This is a genomic window from Egicoccus sp. AB-alg6-2, assembly GCF_041821025.1.
GTDB lineage: Bacteria > Actinomycetota > Nitriliruptoria > Nitriliruptorales > Nitriliruptoraceae > Egicoccus.
Genome location: NZ_JBGUAY010000002.1, coordinates 442,589 through 459,418, shown reverse-complemented (window position 1 = coordinate 459,418; position 16,830 = coordinate 442,589). Strand labels below are relative to the sequence as shown.

Here is a 16,830-nt window from a genome sequence, read left to right as displayed (position 1 = left end):
TGCTACAACGGCACGGCCGGTCCGACGGGTGCGCCATCCTGCTCGGCCGAGGCGCGGGCCGCCAACATCAGCCGCAGCGACGCGACGTTGTGGCGCGCGGCGTGCTCGGGTGGTCGACCCTCGTCGAGTGCGGACAGTAGTTCGCCCATCGCGCCCGCGAAGCCGTCCACGAACCACGCACCGTCCGGGACGAGACGTCGCACCTCGCCGTCGCGGTCGAGTTCGAGGTGGTCGTCGCCGAGGATGCGGCCGCGGATCGTGCCGGCCGTGCCGTGGATCCAGAACGGACACCCGGGTGTCGTGGCATGCGCGTCCCCGACGACGCGCAGCCACGCACTGGCGCCGTCGGCGCAGCGCAACGAGATGGCCGCCGCCCAGGGGTTGCGGGCGTCGGCCGGCTGACCGGGGACGCGGTGGTCGGAGGCCTGGACCACCTCGACGTCCTTGCCTTCGAGCCAGCACCGGGTGATGTCGATCCAGTGCATCAGGTAGTCGACGATCAGCATGTGCGGCAGGTCGTCGAAGTGCGTGCCCGCGATCGGCGGGAGCGGCTTGTCGTGCAGGTGGGTCACCCCGACCACGTCCCCGATCGCACCGTCGCGCACCAACAGGGTCGCCAGCCGCCACACCGGCGCCCACCGGGCGTTCTGGTTGACGGCGACGACGACCCCCTGCGCGTCGGCGAGGTCGAGGATCGGCTCGAGCGCGCCCAGGTCGGTGGTCAGCGGCTTCTGTGCCAGGACGTGCTTGCCCGCCTCCACCGCGGCCCGCAGCCAGCGCAGGCGGTGCTCGGGACGGGTGGCGAGGTCGACCACCCGGACCTGCGGGTCGGCGAGCAGGTCCCCGGGTGTCGCGTGGACGCGTTCGATCGCCGGAAACCGGCGCCGCGCGTCGTCGGCCGAGGCGGCCGTGGCACTCCACACGCCGGCGACCCGCAGGCCGTGCTGCTCGTAGGCGGGCAGATGCGCCTTCTTCGCGATCTCCCCACAGCCGAGGATGCCGATGCCGTAGGCGCGGGCGTCGGCCGGGATGCGGGGCCGGTGGTCGGGAAGCGGTCGCCGTGTCGGCTGACCCGTGGGTGCGTCGTTCATGCCGGCGCGCCGGGGAAGCGCAGCACCGTCTGCAGCACCGACGCAGGATCGTCGTCGATGCGGGCGAACGCCGCGGCGGCATCCGCGGCGTCCACCACGTGGCTGACGAGCGGGGCGACGTCCACCCCGCCGGTCGCGACCTCGCGCATGAAGACCTCGACGAGCCGACCGTGGTTCCAGCGTGTGCCCAGTGCAGGCGGCGTCCCGCCGATCTGGCTCGACAGGATCCGGACCCGGTTGTGGTGGAACTCCTCCACCAGCCGGAGGCCGACGGCGTCCCCCTGGTAGAAGCTGGCCGCGACGACGGTGCCGTCGGCGCCGACGCTGCGGACGGCCTCGTGCAACGCGTGGTGGTTGCCGCTGAGTTCGATGGCGGTGTCGACCCCACGGTCGTCGGTGGCGACGCGCAGGGCCTCGGCGACGCCGCCCGCCGTATCCGCCGTCAGGGTGGTCACCGCCCCCATGCGGTGCGCGAGCCGCAGGCGTTGCGCGAACCCGTCGATCGCGTGCACCCGGGCGCCGCTGCGGATGGCGAGCCGGGTGGCGAGCAGACCGATCACGCCCTGTCCGAAGACGGCCACGTCCTCGCCGAGGTGGACCTCGGCGGCGAGGACGGCGTTGAGGGCGATCGCGCCGAGACGGGCGAAGACGCCATGGATGGGGTCGGTCCCGGCGGGCATCCGTTGCGCCGCGAGCTTCCCCACCGGCACGACCGCTTCCGATCGGTGCCCCCAGATGCCGAACACGACCTCCCCCGTCCGCGGCTCGGTCACGTCCGCGGCCACCTCGACGACCTCGCCGACCTCCTGGTAGCCCCACCCGCGCAGCGGGTAGGCGAACCGGGGTTCGCCGGCCACGAACAGGCGCCGTGCCTCGTCCCAGGTCTTGGACAGGTAGGGGTTGGAACCGCGGTAGGCGGTCATCTCCGTGCCGGCCGAGATGCCCGAGTACCAGGTGCGGACCCGCACGTGACCCGCCGGCAACGGCACCGGGTCCTCGTCGACGAGCGCGACCTCGTGTGGTGCGGTGAACTGGACGACCTGCGGCACGCTCGCTCCTCGCGCTGATGGGTGGGTGGGTCGCGCCGGCGGCGCACGGCGGGCTCAGTGAAGGTCGAACGGTGTCGGCGGCGGCGGGTCGCCGAGCAGCCGGCGGACAGCGTCGAGGCCCCAGGCATCGAGGTCGGCCACCCGGTCGGAGAACCCGCGCAGACCGCCGTGGCGTTCGACGACCGCGGCCCAGTGCGCCCGCCACGGGGCCGAGGGACGCAGGACGAGACAGTCGGGGTCGTTGACCCAGAAGCGGCCGTGCTGCCACGACCGGGCGATCGTGGCGGGTTCACTGCGCAGCGTCTGCACCTCGTCGGTACCGGTCCCGGGGTGGTAGGTGTCGGGCGAGACCCGCATCGCGTCGACCAGCCCCGCACTCGGCAGCATCGGGGCACCGCAACCCAGCACGTAGGCGTCGCCGACCGCGTCGCGGACCAGTTCCAGGCCGGACCGGTAGGCCGCGATCGCGGACGCGTCCTCGTGGCGAGCCGCCTCGAGCGCACCCGTGTAGAGGAAGTCGAGCTTGAAGTAGTCGAAGCCCCACGCGCGCAGCTGCCCGAACACGTCGTGGAGGTATTGGCGGACCCCGGAATGGGTCAGGTCGAGTCCCCGCATCGGCTGGTCCCAGTTCCACCCGGCGTCGGCCTCGAGAAGCCAGCTCGGGTTGCGGCGCGCGAGCTCGCTGCCGGCGAGGGCGGTGAACGGTGCCACCCAGATGCCCGGTCGGCGGCCGGCGGCGGCGATCCGGTCGGCCACGGCCGGTACGGAGGCGAACCGGTCGGAGAGCGAGCGCCAGTCCCCCACCTGGCTCGCCCAGCCGTCGTCGAGCTGGATCACGTCGACCGGCAGATCGGCGGCCTCGATGGCACGCAGGTTCTCGACGACGTCGTCCTCGGTGACGTCGAGGAAGTAGTGGTACCAGGAGCACCACACCGTCGGGGCCGAGCGTGGCGGGGGCAGTGCGTTGTCGGCGGCGAAGCGGTCCCCGAAGGTGCGCAGCGCCGTCTCGACGTCGCCGTCGACCTCGTCGACGACAAGAGGGCCGTCGGCGTCGACGAGCAGCCGGTCGCCGACCAGCCTGGTACGGATCGAGGCGACCCGTTCCGCGGCGCTGGTCACCGCGTACCGGCGCAGCGGCGCCCCGTTGCCGGGGTCGACGACCAGCAGGCCCTCGCCCTGGGCGCCCACGGCGGGGGCCGGGGCCTCGGGCCGGAACCGCATGACGTGCAGGACGTCGGTCTCCGGGCGTGGGGTGGTCGCGTCCAGCGGATGGGTGCCGACGGGGCTCCAGCTCTGCCAGCCGTGCTCGTGCACCCGCCCGGCCGCCGGGTCGACCGGGACCTCGTCGAAGCGTGCGAAGCTCATACGGTGGCCACGTACAGGCAGGTCCACGACTGCGGTGCGGCACCGCGCCCCTCGCCGGTGTCGGGGTTCCAGTACTCGGCGTGACCGCTGGCCGCCGCTCCCTCCCGCAGGGCACACGCCAGGCGTTCGGCCAGCTGGGGGTGCCCGCGGCGGGTGGCCGCGACCCACAGCAGGTAGACCAGCTGGGGCCAGTTGGCGCCGCGCCAGTACGCGTCGGGGTCGAAGGCCGGTTCGTCGCGGTGCAGACCGCAGGGCCCGAACCGGGCACCGTACGCCGTCGGGTCGAACAGGTCCGTGAAGACCCGGTCGGCACGACGTTCGTCCGGTGTCACGAGCACACCCAGCAGCGCTTCGAGGGTCCGCACGGCGCCGCTGTCGTGGTCCACACCGGTGTCGCACGGGCCGTCGTCGGCGGCGTCGGTCCAGGTTCCGAGCGCCTCGTCCCACCGCGCGTCGAGCGCCGCGGTCAGGTCCTCGCCGCGGCGGCGCCACTCGGAGCTGCCGGTCAGGTCGGCGAACTCGAGCGCGTTGAAGGCGCACAGCGCGTTGAACGCGGCCGACTGCACCACGAACGCGCGGCTGCCGGTCGGGCTCGCGTGCTCGTCGAGCACCAGCGCGTCGACCAGCTCCCGCTTGCGCCGCTTCCAGTGCCCGAAGCGGTCGAACGGGGTCAGGGTCCAGGCGTCCCAGCGGGGCGAGTCGTCGGTGCCGCCCTCCCAGGGGTGGAAACACGACAGCAGTCCGTTGCCGGCCGGGCGCACCCGCCACAGGTGCTCCAGCCCGGCCTCGATGCGCGCGAGCAAGACCGGCGACGGCGGACGCCCCGCGTTCGCGAGGCGACGGGCGGCGTGCGCGTACATGGGCGGCTGCGTGAGGGTCGAGGCGCCCTCGATCCCCCACAACGCGAGGGCGGCGGGTGGGTCGTGCTGGTAGCCGACGTGGGGCACGAACCCGTTCGGGCGCTGGTGGACGAAAGCGCGTTCGAGCTCGACCGTCGCCCGGCCGTCGCCCAGTGCGGCCCAGATGATGGCGTGGAAGCAGGAATCCCACAGCCACTGCCACGGGTAGGTCTCGAGGTTGGGGCTGGTGTAGCCGTCGGAGCGCCAGTTGCGCTCGAGCACCCGCAGGGCGGCCGCGGAGTCCACGGAGTCGACGGGATCCGTCATCGGGTTGGGTCCTCGGTGGTGTGCGGGCGGACGCCGGCCGCCCGGAGCGCGGGCGGCCGGCGTCGCGGAGCGCCTACGGTCAGCCGGCGCGGGCCGGGCTCGGCGCGGGCAGGGGGTCGAGGCGCACGCCGCTGTCGGGATCGAACCAGCGCAGCTTGCCCGGCTGCGCGGTCACCCAAAGCGGCGTTCCGGACTCGACGAAGAAGTCCATCGGCGCCTGCAGCTTGCAGGTCTCGGCGCCCACGCGACCCGTCACCAGCGCGTGCGAGCCGAGCGGTTCGACGACGGCGGTCTGCATCGCGAAGGTGTTGGGCCCCGGTCCATCGGCGAGCGTGAGGTTCTCCGCGCGGACCCCGACCAGCACCTCCTCGACCTGCGCCGCCCGGACCTGGTCGGGCACCTCGATGGCGTGGTCGCCGATGTGCGCGACCGCGCGACCGTCGTCGACGACGACGGAGGCCTGCAGGAAGTTCATGGGCGGGTTGCCCATGAACCCGCCGACGAAGCGGTGGCTCGGCTGGTCGTAGACGGCCGTCGGCGTGTCGATCTGGATCACCTGTCCCTTGCGCATGACGGCGATCCGGTCGCCGAGGCTGAGCGCCTCGACCTGGTCGTGGGTGACGTAGACGGTGGTGGTCTTCAGCTCGCGCACGAGTTCCTTGAGGTCGGCCCGGAAGTTGAGCCGCAGCAGCGCGTCGAGGTTGGACAGCGGCTCGTCCATCAGCAGCACGGCCGGTTCCATCACGACCGCCCGGGCGACGGCGATCCGTTGACGCTGGCCGCCGGAGAGCTGGGCCGGGTGCCGGTCGAGGTACTCGGTGAGCTCGACGAGTTCGGCGACGCGTTCGACCTTGCGCCGGATCTCGGCCTTCAGTTCACCGCGCATCTTCAGCCCGAAGCCGATGTTGCCGGCGACGGTCAGGTGCGGGAACACCGCGTAGCTCTGGAACACCATCGCCAGCTCGCGCTTGCGCGGGGGCAGGTCGGTGATGTCCTTGCCGCCCACGCGGATCTGCCCCGCGGAGGGGTACTCCAGCCCCGCGATCATGCGCAGCAGCGTGGTCTTGCCGCAGCCGGACGGGCCGAGCAGGACCAGCAGTTCGCCGTCCTCGACGAGCAGGTCGACCTCGTCGACCGCGCGGGTCTTCTTGTCGAAGACCTTGGTCACGCCCTCGATGCGGATGTCGGCCATGGTGGCGGCTCCTCAGCGTTCGACGCGGCCCCAGAGGCCGAGCAGGTACTTGCGGATGAAGAACAAAAAGATCAGCGACGGCGCCATCAGCACGAAGCCGGCCGCGAACTGGAACGGCAGCGGCGACACCGTCAGGGCGTCGAGCACCAGCGCCGGCAGCGTGGGATTGCGCAGCGTGAGGATCACCGCGGCGAACACCTCGTTCCACGACAGCACGAAGGTGAAGATCGCCGCGGCGGTCAGCCCCGGCAGCGTCAACGGCAGCGAGACCCGGTAGAAGGCCTGGAAGGCGGTGCACCCGAGGGTCTGGGCCGCCTCCTCGAGGTCCTTCGAGACGCTCAGGAAGATGCTGCTGGTGATCAGGACGACGAAGGGCAGCGCCAACGCCGTGTGCATCAGCGCGACCGCCAGGCGGGTGTCGGCGATGCCCCAGATCAGGAAGGTGATCGCGAGCGGGATCGACAGGATGACGATCGGGAACGCGCGGGTGGACAGCACCGTGATCCGGTAGGCGTTGGCGCCGCGGAACACGAACCGTGCCAGGGCGTAACCACCGGGCGCACCGATCGCCATCGCCATGACCACCGTCATCAGCGCGATGACGACCGAGTTGAGCAACGCCGGCCGGACCCCGGCGGAGTTGATGAAGAACATGAACGTGTCGGCCGACCACTCCTCGGGCCACAGCGACTTCGGGAAGTCGCGGACGCGTTCGCGTGGCACGAACGTGACGAACGTGATCAACACCAGTGGCAGCAGGACCCACAGGGCGAGCAGGGTCGCGGCGACGTAGGCGCCGAACCGGCTCAGGCGCCGGCGGCGGCTCCGGGGTGGCTGGCGCATCGGCAGCGGTGCCCGGGCGGGCGCCGACTCGCCGGGGACGGTCGTGCTCATGGCTGCACCTCCGCCGCTCACGTGGGTTGCGAGTTCTTGGTCGGCAGCAGCCACAGGAACAGCGCGGCGGCCGACGAGGAGAAGACCAGGATCAGGCCGGCGTAGGCGGCGGCGACGTTGGGGCCGCGGTAGGTGACCTGCCACTTGAAGGCCTCGGCCGACAGCACGGTCATGGAACTGCCGGCGAGCGCGATCACCACCGCGAACACCTGCAACGCCAGCACGGTCCGCAGGATCAGTGCCACCTGCAGGCTCGGGCGCAGCATCGGCAGGATCACGTACCGGATGCGTTTCCACAGGCTCGCGCCGTAGATCTCGGCCGCCTCGAGGTAGTCGCTCGGGATCGACTGCAGGCCGGCGACGAGGATGATCATGATGATCGAGGTCGCCCGCCAGGCCTCGGCGAGCACGATCACCGCGATCAGCCAGCCACGGTTCTGGTAGCCGAGGAAGTCGAACGGCTGCTCGAGGATGCCGGTCTGGATCAGCCAGCTGTTGAGCCACCCGCGTTGGGTGAAGATCGACAGCCAGATGATCCCGGCCGCCAACTCCGACACCGCGAGCGGGATGGCGTAGATGTAGAGCCAGATGCTCTGGCCCTTGAGCTTGGCGTTGATGACCAGCGCCATGGACATCGCCAGGAAGAACTGCACCGGGATGATGGCGATCAACAGGATCAACGTCGTGGTCAGCGCCTCGCCGAACCGCGAGTCCGCGAGCATCGTGCGGATCGGGGCCAGGCCGAAGCCGCCCGAGGGGTCCTCGAACGCCAGGGTGAACGCGTCGACCATGGGTCGCGCGAAGAAGACCGCGAGGAAGACGACCGAGGGCAGCAGCAGGACGTAGGGCGCGATACCGAGCCGACCGATGGGGCGGCGCGAACCCGCGCGCGGTGGCGTTGCGGTGGCCACGGCAGCTCTCCCTGTCTCGAGGGGTGGTGCGCCCCCGGGCGGGGTACGGGGATGCGGAGGGCCCCGCCCGGGGGACGTGGTCGGTCACTGCACCTGGCAGGGACCTTCGCTGTCGGGATCGGGGAACCAGCACGAGGCGCCGGCGGTGTCCAGCACCCGTTGCAGGTTGTCGGCTTCGGCGCTCAGCACGCCAGCCGGGTCGTTGCCCTGCAGCACGATGGCACGGAAGCTGTCCTGGAACACCTTGTTGTAGGCGCCGCCCTGGTCGCCGAGCCCGATCGGGAGCAACGACGGCAGCGCGTCCGGGCTCTGCTGCTGCGCGGCGACCACCTCGGCGAGTGCGGCCACGCCACCCTCGAGGTCGTCGGGCAGCTCGTCACCCGTGCCGGGGAAGAAGGCGGTCTCGCGCAGGGTGAGCGCCGCCACCTCGGGCCGGGTCAGGTACTCGATGAGCGCCTTGGCACCCTCGGGGTCGGGCGCGTTGGCCGGGATCCCGAGACCACCGACGACCGGCATGAACGCCAGCCCCTCGGGACCGGTCGGCGACGGGAACGCCACGAAGTCGTCCGGCCGCTCCTCGAGCGCGCCGACGAGCCGGGCGGTGTGGTCCCAGGCCACCATGACCTCGCCGGACAGCAGCGGCTCCTGCATGAAGCCGTAGGTGGTCGACTGCGGGTTGGCGTGCTCCCAGATCTCCTGCAGCCAGGACCAGCCCTCGACGGCGCTGTCGCTGGTGAAGGTGGTGTTCACGCCACCGGTGAAGGCGGGGTACAAGAAGCCCTGGAAGAAGCGGTGGAGCAGGCCGTCCTCGCCGGCCGGCAGACCGAACTGGGGTGCCCCCGTCTCCTCCTCGAGGATGCGGGCCCATTCGAGCAGCTCGTCGTAGGTCAGGGCGTTGAGGTCGGCGCCGTCTGGCAGGTACTCGACCGCCTCGTTGCTGGCGACCATCGCGTAGGTCGCCTGCACCCAGGGGATGTAGTAGACCGCGTCGCCGCCGAAGCGGGTCAGATCGATCAGGCTCTCGGGGAACTCGCGGTCGGCCGAGAGCTCCTCGAGGAGGTCGGACAGGTCCATGAGCACGTCCTCGGCCGCGAACGTGCCGAAGTCGCCGTGCAGGGCGCCGATGACGTCGACCGAGCCGCTGCCGGCCTGCGCTTCGGCGAGGATACGGTCGACGAACGGCCCGTCGTCCTCACCGATGAACTCGACGTTGCCCGGGAAGTCGGCGAGGACCACGTTGCGGACGGCCTCCGCCTCCTCCACGGGACGCAACTGGGTCGACAGCAGGGTGAGGTCGAGATCGCCCCCGTCGTCTGCGCCCTCGGCAGTGTCGCCGTCGGTGTCCGTGTCGGTGTCGGTGTCGGTGGTGTCGGGTTCGGTGTCCCCCGCCAGGTCGTCGGGGTCGAGGTCGGCGGTGGAGCCGCCCCCACACGCGGCGAGCAACAGAGCGGTCGCCAGTGCTGCGGCGAGCCGGCGCCGGCGGCGCCCGCGTCGGGCCGTGCGGATGTCGTGGTGGTTCATGCGGTTGTTCTCCCAAGCTCCCTGGTACGGATGACGATGGCGGTTGACTGGTGCGCTGGCTCCGACGCCGTCCCGGTCACGGGATCGGTGCCGGCTCCCCCGAACGGCGTGCTGCTCCCGAACCCGCCGCGAGAACGTCCAGGACGATCGCGGCCGTCCAGGCGAAGTGCTCCCCACCGTTGGCGTCGCCACTGGTGGGGTCGTAGTGCTCCCAGAAACCGGAGCGTTCGACCACCGCGAGCAGGCCGGCACGCAGGCGCGCTGCGTGGTCGCGATAGCCGTACTGGTCGAGCCCGTCCTGCAGCACCCACTGCACGACGGGCCAGGCGGGCCCACGCCAGTAGCGGGCGGGCTCGAAGCGGGGATCGTCGCGCCCGAGACTCGGCACGAGCAGGCCGTCGGCCGAGGCGACCGCGAACGTGTCGAGTTCGGCCACCAGGCGGGCGGCGCGCGTCGAGTCGGGCACGCCCGCGAGCAGCGGGGTGAACCCGGCGAAGGTGCGGATGCCGATGCGTTCACCGGTGCAGGCGTCGACGTCGAGGTAGAGGCCCTCGTCCTCGCTCCACATGCGCGCCTCGATGCCGCCCGCGGTCCACGCGGCCCAGTCGTCGAACTGGCGGTGGTCGGCGCCGACCTCGCGGGCGATGCGCGCGAGGTCGCGGTTGGCGCGGACGAGGATGCTGTTGAACAGCGCGTCCTGCACCCGGAACGGCAGGTCGGCCCGGATGCGGTCGGGCAGGTAGGCCCGGTCGCGCATCGACGCCACGAGGAAGACGTAGCGGTCGTACTCGCGGTCGGTCGGGCGGTGGTCGACCTCGGCGTAGTCGAGGTCGATCCGCTCGTAGGACGGGATCTGCTCGGGCGCCGGATCGATCCGGGCGAGCGCGGCGTCCCACAGCGGCGAGTTGTCCATCCCCGACTCCCAGGGATGCCAGATCTCGACCAGGCCGTGCTCGTCGGCACGTTCGCGGTACAGGTAGGCGTGCCAGGCGGTCAGCTGGGGCAACAGCTCGGCCAGGAAGGCACGTCCGAGGTCACGATCGGGCAGGCGCTCGAAGACCCGCCAGGCCGACAGCGCGTGCACGGGCGGCTGCACGATCCCCGAGGTCTGCGGACGCCGCGGTGCGTAGGGACAACGGCCGCTCTGCCAGAAGTCCGCGCCCGGGAAGTAGCGCCCGGGACCCTCGCTGAAGACGATGTGGGGCAGCAGCCCGTTGGACCACTGGGCCGCGAAGAGGCTGCGCAACTCCTGCTGGGCCCGCTGCGGGTCGGCGAGCGCCTGCCCCATGGCCATGAACGCCGAGTCCCAGCTCCACTGGTGCGGATACAGCCGCGGGGAGGGCCGCGTGGCGTGTCCCATCCAGTTGCGCTCGAGCACCGCCGACGCCGCGGCGGCCAACTCGTCGTGCGATCCGGTGACGGCCATACCGAGGACCACTCCCGATGCCGGCCCGAGCACGACTCCCGTCGCGACCCGGACGCTCCCAATTGCATCTTTGTTATAGCTTTATGACAAACCTAGTCGCTCGATCATCCGCGTCAACCCCCGGTCAGGGCAACATCGCTGCCTCGATGCGATACACCTTGTCCGCGGGCGCGCGGCGGCCCGGCGGCTGCGACCACGAACGAGGATCTGCGGGTGTCCATCGATCCCTCGCTGCCGGTGCCGATCTACTACCAGCTCAAGACGCTGCTCCTCGAAGACATCCTGCAGGGGCGCTACGGGACCGACGGGCAGCTGCCGACCGAGCACGAGCTGTGCGAGCGCTTCGCGATCAGCCGCAGTCCGGTCAACCGCGCCCTTCGTGAACTGGCCGACGAGGGGGCCATCATCCGCCGCCGCGGCAGCGGCACCTTCGTCAACCCGCACTGGATCCACCGGCCCTCCGACGGCCCGGAGCTGCGGGTCCTGGTCACCGAAGGCGCCTGGGACCGGATCGTGCGTGACGCCGCCCCGCCCGAGGTGCGGCTCAACGTGGCGACGGTGGCGCGGCCGGCGCTGCACGCGACGCTCACCCGGGCGGTCGCCGAGGGTCGCGCACCCGACGTGGCCCTGCTCGACGCCGTGTGGGTCTCGGAGCTGGCGTCGGCGGGCTTCCTGCATCCCCTTGACGAGTTGGACCCGGCCTGGTTCGCCGACGAGCACGACCGCGACTTCCTCGACGCCTGTGTGACGGCCGGCCAGCACGAGGGTCGCCCCTACGGCGTGTCCGCCGACGCCGACGTCGCGGGGTTGTGGTACCGCCGCGACGTGCTGGCCGCGATCGGTCACGACCCGCCGACCACGTGGGAAGAACTGCACGTGGCGGCGCAGGCCGCGGCCGCACGCGGCATCGCACACCCGGTGACCATGCCGGGTGGGACCCGCGCCGACGAGACCACGACGTACTGCCTCGTGGCTCTGCTGGCCTCCAACAGCGCCGAGGTGCTCGGTGCGGACGGGATCCGGCTGGACGCACCGGCCACCGTCGAGGCGTTGGCGTTCCTGCAACGCCTGACGGCGGACGGACTGCTCTCCCGCGAGTGCGTGCGCTGGCCGTGGGACCGTCCCGCGCGGCTGCTCGCGGAGGGCGCCGCCGCCTTCAGCTTCGGGGGCAGTTACGAGGCCGGCACCATCGCCGACGCCATGGGCATCTCCGTCGACGCGCTGTGGGACCAGGTCGGGTTCGTCGCGGTTCCCGCCGGTCCGCGTGGCGCGCCGGCCTGCGTGCTCGGCAGCATGACCTACGTGATCATGCGCCAGGCGGCCAATCCCAAGCTGGCGATGCGCACGCTGCAGTACCTGGTGGACACCGAACGCGTGGTGCAGATGGCACGCCACACCGGACGCATCCCACCGCGGCGTTCCGCGCTCGAGGAGACCGTCTGCGACTCACCGTTGCTGGCGCTGACCGCCTCGCTGGTGGCGCCGGCGGCCGTGCGCCCGCAGACGTCGGCCTACCTGCGCGTGTCCGTGCAGTTGCAGGCGATGTGCGAGGCGGTGCTCACCGGCCGGCACGCCCCCGCGGCGGCCGCCACCCGGGCCAGCGAGATGATCGAGGCCATCACCGGCCTGCCGATCGCGCGTCGAGCCTGATCCCGGACGCCAGGCGCCTCGCGGCGGCGCGAACGTCGGCAACCGGGTCGACGCCGGGTCCGTCCGGCGACGCCTCGGCGACGTCGACCAGTCCGTCGGACCGCTCGGCGACGCGGCCCACCACGGCCGCGACCGGCACCCCGTGCCGGACGGCCCGGGCGAGCACACCGCCGATCACCTTGCCCTGCAGCGAGGTCGCGTCGAGCTGTCCCTCGCCGACGACGACCAGATCGGCCGCGGCGACGGCCTCCTCCAGTCCCACCATGGCGGCGACGTGGTCGGCGCCGTCGACGACGCGGGCACCGAGCGCCGCCAGCGCGAACCCGAGACCGCCGGCGGCGCCCGTCCCCGGCTGCTGCCGCAGGCCGGGCCGGTCGAATCCGGCCTCGACGGCGTCGGCGAACCGCGTCAGGCCGGCCGTCAGCCGGACGACGTCCTGCGGCGTGGCGCCCTTCTGCGGGCCGAACACCGCGGCGGCGTCGGGCAGCGTGGTGGTGACGTCGCTGACCACGACCAGGTCGAGGTCGAACCAGTCGCGGGCCCGGCCGGGTGCGGCCCGTGCGATCCGGGCGAGGTCGGGCGCACCGGCGGCGCCCACCGGGGCGCCGTCGGCGTCGACGAGGTCGGCGCCCAGGGCGGCCAGCATGCCGATCCCCCCGTCGACCGTCGCCGAGCCGCCCAGGCCGACGTGGACCGCCTCGACGCCGCCCTGCCGGGCCAGGCGCAACAGCTGTCCGACGCCGAAGGTGGAGGCGCCGGCCGGGTCGCGTTCGGCCTCGTCGACGAGGTGCAGACCGCACGCCGCGGCCGACTCGACCACGACGGTGTTCCCGCGCCGCAACCAGGCGACCTCGACCGGGCGACGCAGTGGATCCTCGGCTCGACCGCGTTCGTGACGCCACTCCCCCGACGCGGCCACGACCTCGAGCAGGCCGTCGCCACCGTCGGAGAGCGGACACGACTCCAGCACGTCCTCCGGCCGCGCAGACCCCCACCCGGCGGCGATGGCCTCGGCGGCCTGGGCGGCGGTCAGGGTGCCCTTGAACGAGTCGGGGCAGATCAGTACGCGCACGTGGCTACCTGGGTTCGAGAACCCCGTCCACCCTACGCGGCACGCCGAGTGGGTTGTGCTCGTGCAACGCCTCGGGCAGCAGGGCCTCGGGTGCGTCCTGGAAGGTCACCGGACGCAGGAAGCGGCGGATCGCGGTGGCTCCGACCGAGGTGTGCAGCGGCGCGGTCGTCGCGGGCCACGGTCCGCCGTGGTGCTGCGACCACGTGACGGCGACGCCGGTCGGCCAGCCGTCGAAGAGCACCCGGCCGGCCCGCTCACGCAGCAGCCGGACCGTGGCCCGGATGGCGTCGAACTCCTCCGGTTCGGCGTGCACGGTCGCGGTCAGGCTTCCGGGCAGGACGGCCACGGCGGCATCCCGTTCGTCCTCGTCGCGGTAGCGCACGAGCAGGCAGGCGGGACCGAAGCGCTCCTCGAGCAGCCGCTCGGGGTCGGCGAGCAGGGCCGCGACGTCGGTGGCGAAGACCTGCGGTGTCGCCGCGCCCGACGGCGTCTCCGCGGCGGCCACCAGGGTCTCGACCCCGTCGGCGGCGGCCAGGTCGCGCGTGCCCTCGTCGAAGGAGGTCGCCATCCGGTCGGTGAGCATTCGCTGCGGGCCGACCGCAGCCTCGGTGACGGCGTCGGCGAGGCGCTGTTCGAACCCGGTTTCGGCGGGGATCAGCAGCACCCCCGGCTTGGTGCAGAACTGGCCCACCCCCATCGTGAAGGAGCCGGTCAGGCCGACGGCCAGCTCGTCGGCACGGGCGGCGACGGCGCCGGCGGTGATCACGACCGGGTTGATGCTGCCGAGTTCGCCGTAGAACGGGATCGGGTCGGGCCGTGAGGTGGCGAGATCGAAGAGGGCGCGACCACCGGCGACCGAGCCCGTGAACCCGACCGCGGTGATGGCCGGGTCCTGGACCAGGTCCTGGCCGGTGCGACGTCCTTCGACCAGCGCGAACGTGCCGGCCGGAGCGCCGGCGTCGTCGAGCGCCGCGGCGACGATCTCGGCCGTACGGCGCGACAGCTCGAGGTGGCCGGAGTGGGCCTTGACCACGACGGGACAGCCGGCGGCCAGCGCCGAGGCGGTGTCGCCACCGGCCACGCTGAAGGCGAACGGGAAGTTGCTGGCCGAGAACACCGCGACCGGCCCCAACGGCACCAGCATGCGACGCAGGTCGGGCCGTGGCGGGGTCGCGTCGGGGTCGGCGTGGTCGATGGTGACCTCGAGGTGGGCGCCCTCGCGGACCACGCTGGCGAACAGGCGCAGCTGCCCGCTGGTGCGGGCCACCTCACCCGTGAGACGCGTGGTGCCGAGCGAGGTCTCGCGGTCGGCGATGGCGACCAGTTCCTCGACGTGGTCGTCGAGCGCGGCAGCCACGGCCTCCAGCAGGCCGGCGCGCTCGTCGCCGGAGAGGTCCGCAAGCGGACGGGCCGCCTCGGCGGCGGCCGCGACGGCGCGCTCCAGGGGCTGGCTGGCGCCGATGGTGGCGGTGGGCTGGCTGGTGGTCACGACGATTCCTTGTGGTCGACGAACCGGAGGCCGAGCCCCGGTCCGGTGCGCGCGGTCAGGACCGCGTCCTCCATGGTGACGCCGGAGGGCGCGGCGAGCGCGCCGAGCGCGGCGAACGAGGCGCCGTCGACGTCCTCCACCATCGTGGGGCCGGGCAGGCACGACGCCAGTTGGCCCGACAGTTCGGGAAGCAGGTGGGGTACGACGGTGACGCCGTAGGTGGCGGCGAGTTGGGCGATGCGCAGGAAGGGGGTGACGCCGCCGACCCGCACGACGTTGGGTTGGGCGACGTCGACGGCACCGGCGTCGAGCAGGTCGCGGAAGCGGTGGATGGTGTGGGCGTTCTCGCCCGCGGCGATCGGGACGTCCACGCTCGCCCGCAGCTGGGCGTACGCCCAGGTCGCGTCGGCGAGCAGCGGCTCCTCGACCCAGTACAGCCCGTAGGGGGCGAGCGCTCCGATGGCGCGCCGGGCCGTCGGCAGGTCCCACCGCTGGTTGGCGTCGACCATCAGCAGCCGGTCCGGGCCCAGCAGGTCGCGTACGGCGGCGACCCGCTCGACGTCCTCGGCGAGGTCGGGCCGGCCGACCTTGATCTTCACGGCGCGGTGTCCGGCGTCGATCCAGCCCTTCACCTGCGCCAGCAGGTCGTCGAGCGGGTAGTACAGGTTGATGCCGCTCGCGTAGGTCGGGACCGCGACGTGGCGTCGTCCGAGCAGGTCGACGAGGCTGCGCTCCTGGCGACGTCCGCGGGCGTCCCACAGGGCGAGGTCGATCCCCGCCATCGCGATGGTGGTCAGCCCGCCGCTGCCGCCCTCGTGCAGGCGCTCCCACAGCAGGTCCCAGACCAGCTCGGGCTCACCGGGCAGGCCGGTCACGATCCGGCGGCAGTCGTGCTCGAGCAGGGCGTGCACGGCCTCCGGGCCGACCCGTGGTGTCCAGCTCACGCCGGTCCCCTGCGTGCCGTCGTCGAGCGTGATCTCGACCACCACGAGATGGTTGGCGGCGACGTCGGGGCCCCACGGCCGCGGCAGCGACAGGCGCAGATGGCGCGTCGTGAGGTCGCGGATCACGGCCGGTGGGCTCATTCCGCGAGCTCCAGTCCCACCGCGACCAGGGACTCGAGCTCGGCGAGGTGCTGGGGCGAGGGGTCGACCAGAGGCGCGCGCACGCCCCCGACGTCGAGGCCCCGCAGGCGGACGCCCGCCTTGACCAGGGACACCGCGTAGCCGGGGACCTGGTCGCGCAGGCGCACCAGCGGCGCGTAGAAGCGGGTCAGCAGCTCGCGTTCGCGGTCGACGTCGCCGCCGACGTGGGCGTCGTGGAAGGCGTTGGCCACCTCGGGCAGGAAGGCGAACGCGGCGGACGACCACCGGGTCATGCCGATGCCGCGGTACGCCGGCATGGTGAACTCGGCGGTCGGCAGGCCGTTGAACAGCGCGAAGTCGCTGCCGAGCCCGTCGCCGAGGTCGGCGCGCAGTGCCAGCAGCTGCCGCTGCAGCAGGTCGAAGTCGCCGGCGCCGTCCTTGAGCCCGACCACCCGCGGGTGCGCGGCGAGGGTGCGCAGGGCGTCGACGTCGAAGCGGACCTGGCCGCGCTGGTAGAGGACGATCGGCAGCTCGCTGGCGGCCGCGACGTCGGTGACGTAGTCGACGATGCCCTGCTGGGGGCCGCCGACGAGGTAGGGAGGCAGCAGCAGCAGTCCGTCCGCACCGGCCCGTTGCGCCTGGCGGGCCTGCTCGCGGGCGAGCGCCAGCGGCCCGCCGGCGCCGGCGACCACCGGCACCCGACCGTCCACGACCTCGCGGGCGGCCCGTACGGTCAGCTCGTGCTCGGGGAGGTCGAGCGCGTGCAGTTCGCCCGTGCCGCACGCCGCGAACACGCCCCCGGGTCGGTGCGCCATCCCGTCGGCGACGTGCTTGGCGAGGACGTCGGGTGCCACCGCCCCGGCATCGTCGAAGGGGGTGACGGGAAAGAACAGGACACCGTCGTGCAGACGCATCGTCG

The 16,830-nt window shown here is 72.6% G+C and carries 14 protein-coding genes; 1 reads left to right on the top strand and 13 read right to left on the bottom strand.

Annotation, left to right across the window (positions count from 1 at the left end):
• Positions 1-2: 2 nt before the first annotated feature.
• From ACERMF_RS04700 to ACERMF_RS04660, 9 genes are all read right to left on the bottom strand, one after another.
• Entirely contained in the window at positions 3-1,091 is a 1,089-nt protein-coding gene (locus ACERMF_RS04700; RefSeq protein WP_373667865.1) for a Gfo/Idh/MocA family protein, read from the bottom strand.
• Positions 1,088-2,140: a zinc-binding alcohol dehydrogenase gene (locus tag ACERMF_RS04695; RefSeq protein ID WP_373667864.1), complete on the bottom strand. Its 1,053-nt coding sequence runs from the start codon at positions 2,138-2,140 to the stop codon at positions 1,088-1,090. Before ACERMF_RS04695 ends, ACERMF_RS04700 begins: the two co-directional genes overlap by 4 nt.
• 54 nt (positions 2,141-2,194) lie before the next feature.
• Positions 2,195-3,505, bottom strand: a complete 1,311-nt coding sequence (locus tag ACERMF_RS04690; RefSeq protein ID WP_373667863.1) for a glycoside hydrolase family 36 protein — start codon at positions 3,503-3,505, stop codon at positions 2,195-2,197.
• The gene (locus ACERMF_RS04685) at positions 3,502-4,671 is read right to left on the bottom strand and encodes a hypothetical protein (RefSeq protein ID WP_373667862.1); all 1,170 of its coding nucleotides are present in this window, start codon (positions 4,669-4,671) and stop codon (positions 3,502-3,504) included. Before ACERMF_RS04685 ends, ACERMF_RS04690 begins: the two co-directional genes overlap by 4 nt.
• A gap of 79 nt (positions 4,672-4,750) precedes the next feature.
• Positions 4,751-5,863, bottom strand: a complete 1,113-nt coding sequence (locus ACERMF_RS04680; protein ID WP_373667861.1) for an ABC transporter ATP-binding protein — start codon at positions 5,861-5,863, stop codon at positions 4,751-4,753.
• 12 nt (positions 5,864-5,875) lie between these two features.
• Positions 5,876-6,757: a carbohydrate ABC transporter permease gene (locus ACERMF_RS04675; protein ID WP_373667860.1), complete on the bottom strand. Its 882-nt coding sequence runs from the start codon at positions 6,755-6,757 to the stop codon at positions 5,876-5,878.
• A gap of 17 nt (positions 6,758-6,774) precedes the next feature.
• On the bottom strand, positions 6,775-7,668 hold the full coding sequence (locus tag ACERMF_RS04670; RefSeq protein WP_373667859.1) for a carbohydrate ABC transporter permease: 894 nt from the start codon (positions 7,666-7,668) through the stop codon (positions 6,775-6,777).
• A gap of 84 nt (positions 7,669-7,752) precedes the next feature.
• Complete coding sequence (locus tag ACERMF_RS04665) at positions 7,753-9,189, bottom strand: ABC transporter substrate-binding protein (RefSeq protein ID WP_373667858.1); 1,437 nt, start codon at positions 9,187-9,189, stop codon at positions 7,753-7,755.
• A 76-nt stretch (positions 9,190-9,265) separates the two neighbouring features.
• Positions 9,266-10,615 (bottom strand): amylo-alpha-1,6-glucosidase, encoded by a 1,350-nt coding sequence (locus ACERMF_RS04660; protein WP_373667857.1) that lies wholly within the window; start codon positions 10,613-10,615, stop codon positions 9,266-9,268.
• A gap of 213 nt (positions 10,616-10,828) precedes the next feature.
• Here ACERMF_RS04660 and ACERMF_RS04655 point away from each other — a divergent pair, with 213 nt between their 5' ends.
• Positions 10,829-12,265, top strand: coding sequence for an extracellular solute-binding protein (locus tag ACERMF_RS04655; RefSeq protein ID WP_373667856.1), 1,437 nt, complete (start codon positions 10,829-10,831; stop codon positions 12,263-12,265).
• Here the strand turns inward: ACERMF_RS04655 and ACERMF_RS04650 are convergent.
• Genes ACERMF_RS04650 through ACERMF_RS04635 form a run of 4 tightly spaced genes read right to left on the bottom strand, consistent with a single transcriptional unit; the run spans position 12,234 to position 16,825 of the window.
• Positions 12,234-13,337 (bottom strand): glycerate kinase, encoded by a 1,104-nt coding sequence (locus ACERMF_RS04650; RefSeq protein ID WP_373667855.1) that lies wholly within the window; start codon positions 13,335-13,337, stop codon positions 12,234-12,236. The genes ACERMF_RS04655 and ACERMF_RS04650 overlap by 32 nt on opposite strands.
• A 4-nt stretch (positions 13,338-13,341) precedes the next feature.
• On the bottom strand, positions 13,342-14,826 hold the full coding sequence (locus tag ACERMF_RS04645; RefSeq protein WP_373667854.1) for an aldehyde dehydrogenase (NADP(+)): 1,485 nt from the start codon (positions 14,824-14,826) through the stop codon (positions 13,342-13,344).
• Positions 14,823-15,911 carry a mandelate racemase/muconate lactonizing enzyme family protein gene (locus ACERMF_RS04640; protein WP_373667853.1) on the bottom strand — a complete coding sequence of 363 codons (1,089 nt, stop codon included), beginning with the start codon at positions 15,909-15,911 and terminating at the stop codon, positions 14,823-14,825. The genes ACERMF_RS04645 and ACERMF_RS04640 overlap by 4 nt, the downstream gene beginning before the upstream one ends.
• Positions 15,908-16,825, bottom strand: coding sequence for a 5-dehydro-4-deoxyglucarate dehydratase (locus tag ACERMF_RS04635; RefSeq protein ID WP_373667852.1), 918 nt, complete (start codon positions 16,823-16,825; stop codon positions 15,908-15,910). The genes ACERMF_RS04640 and ACERMF_RS04635 overlap by 4 nt, the downstream gene beginning before the upstream one ends.
• Positions 16,826-16,830: the final 5 nt, after the last annotated feature.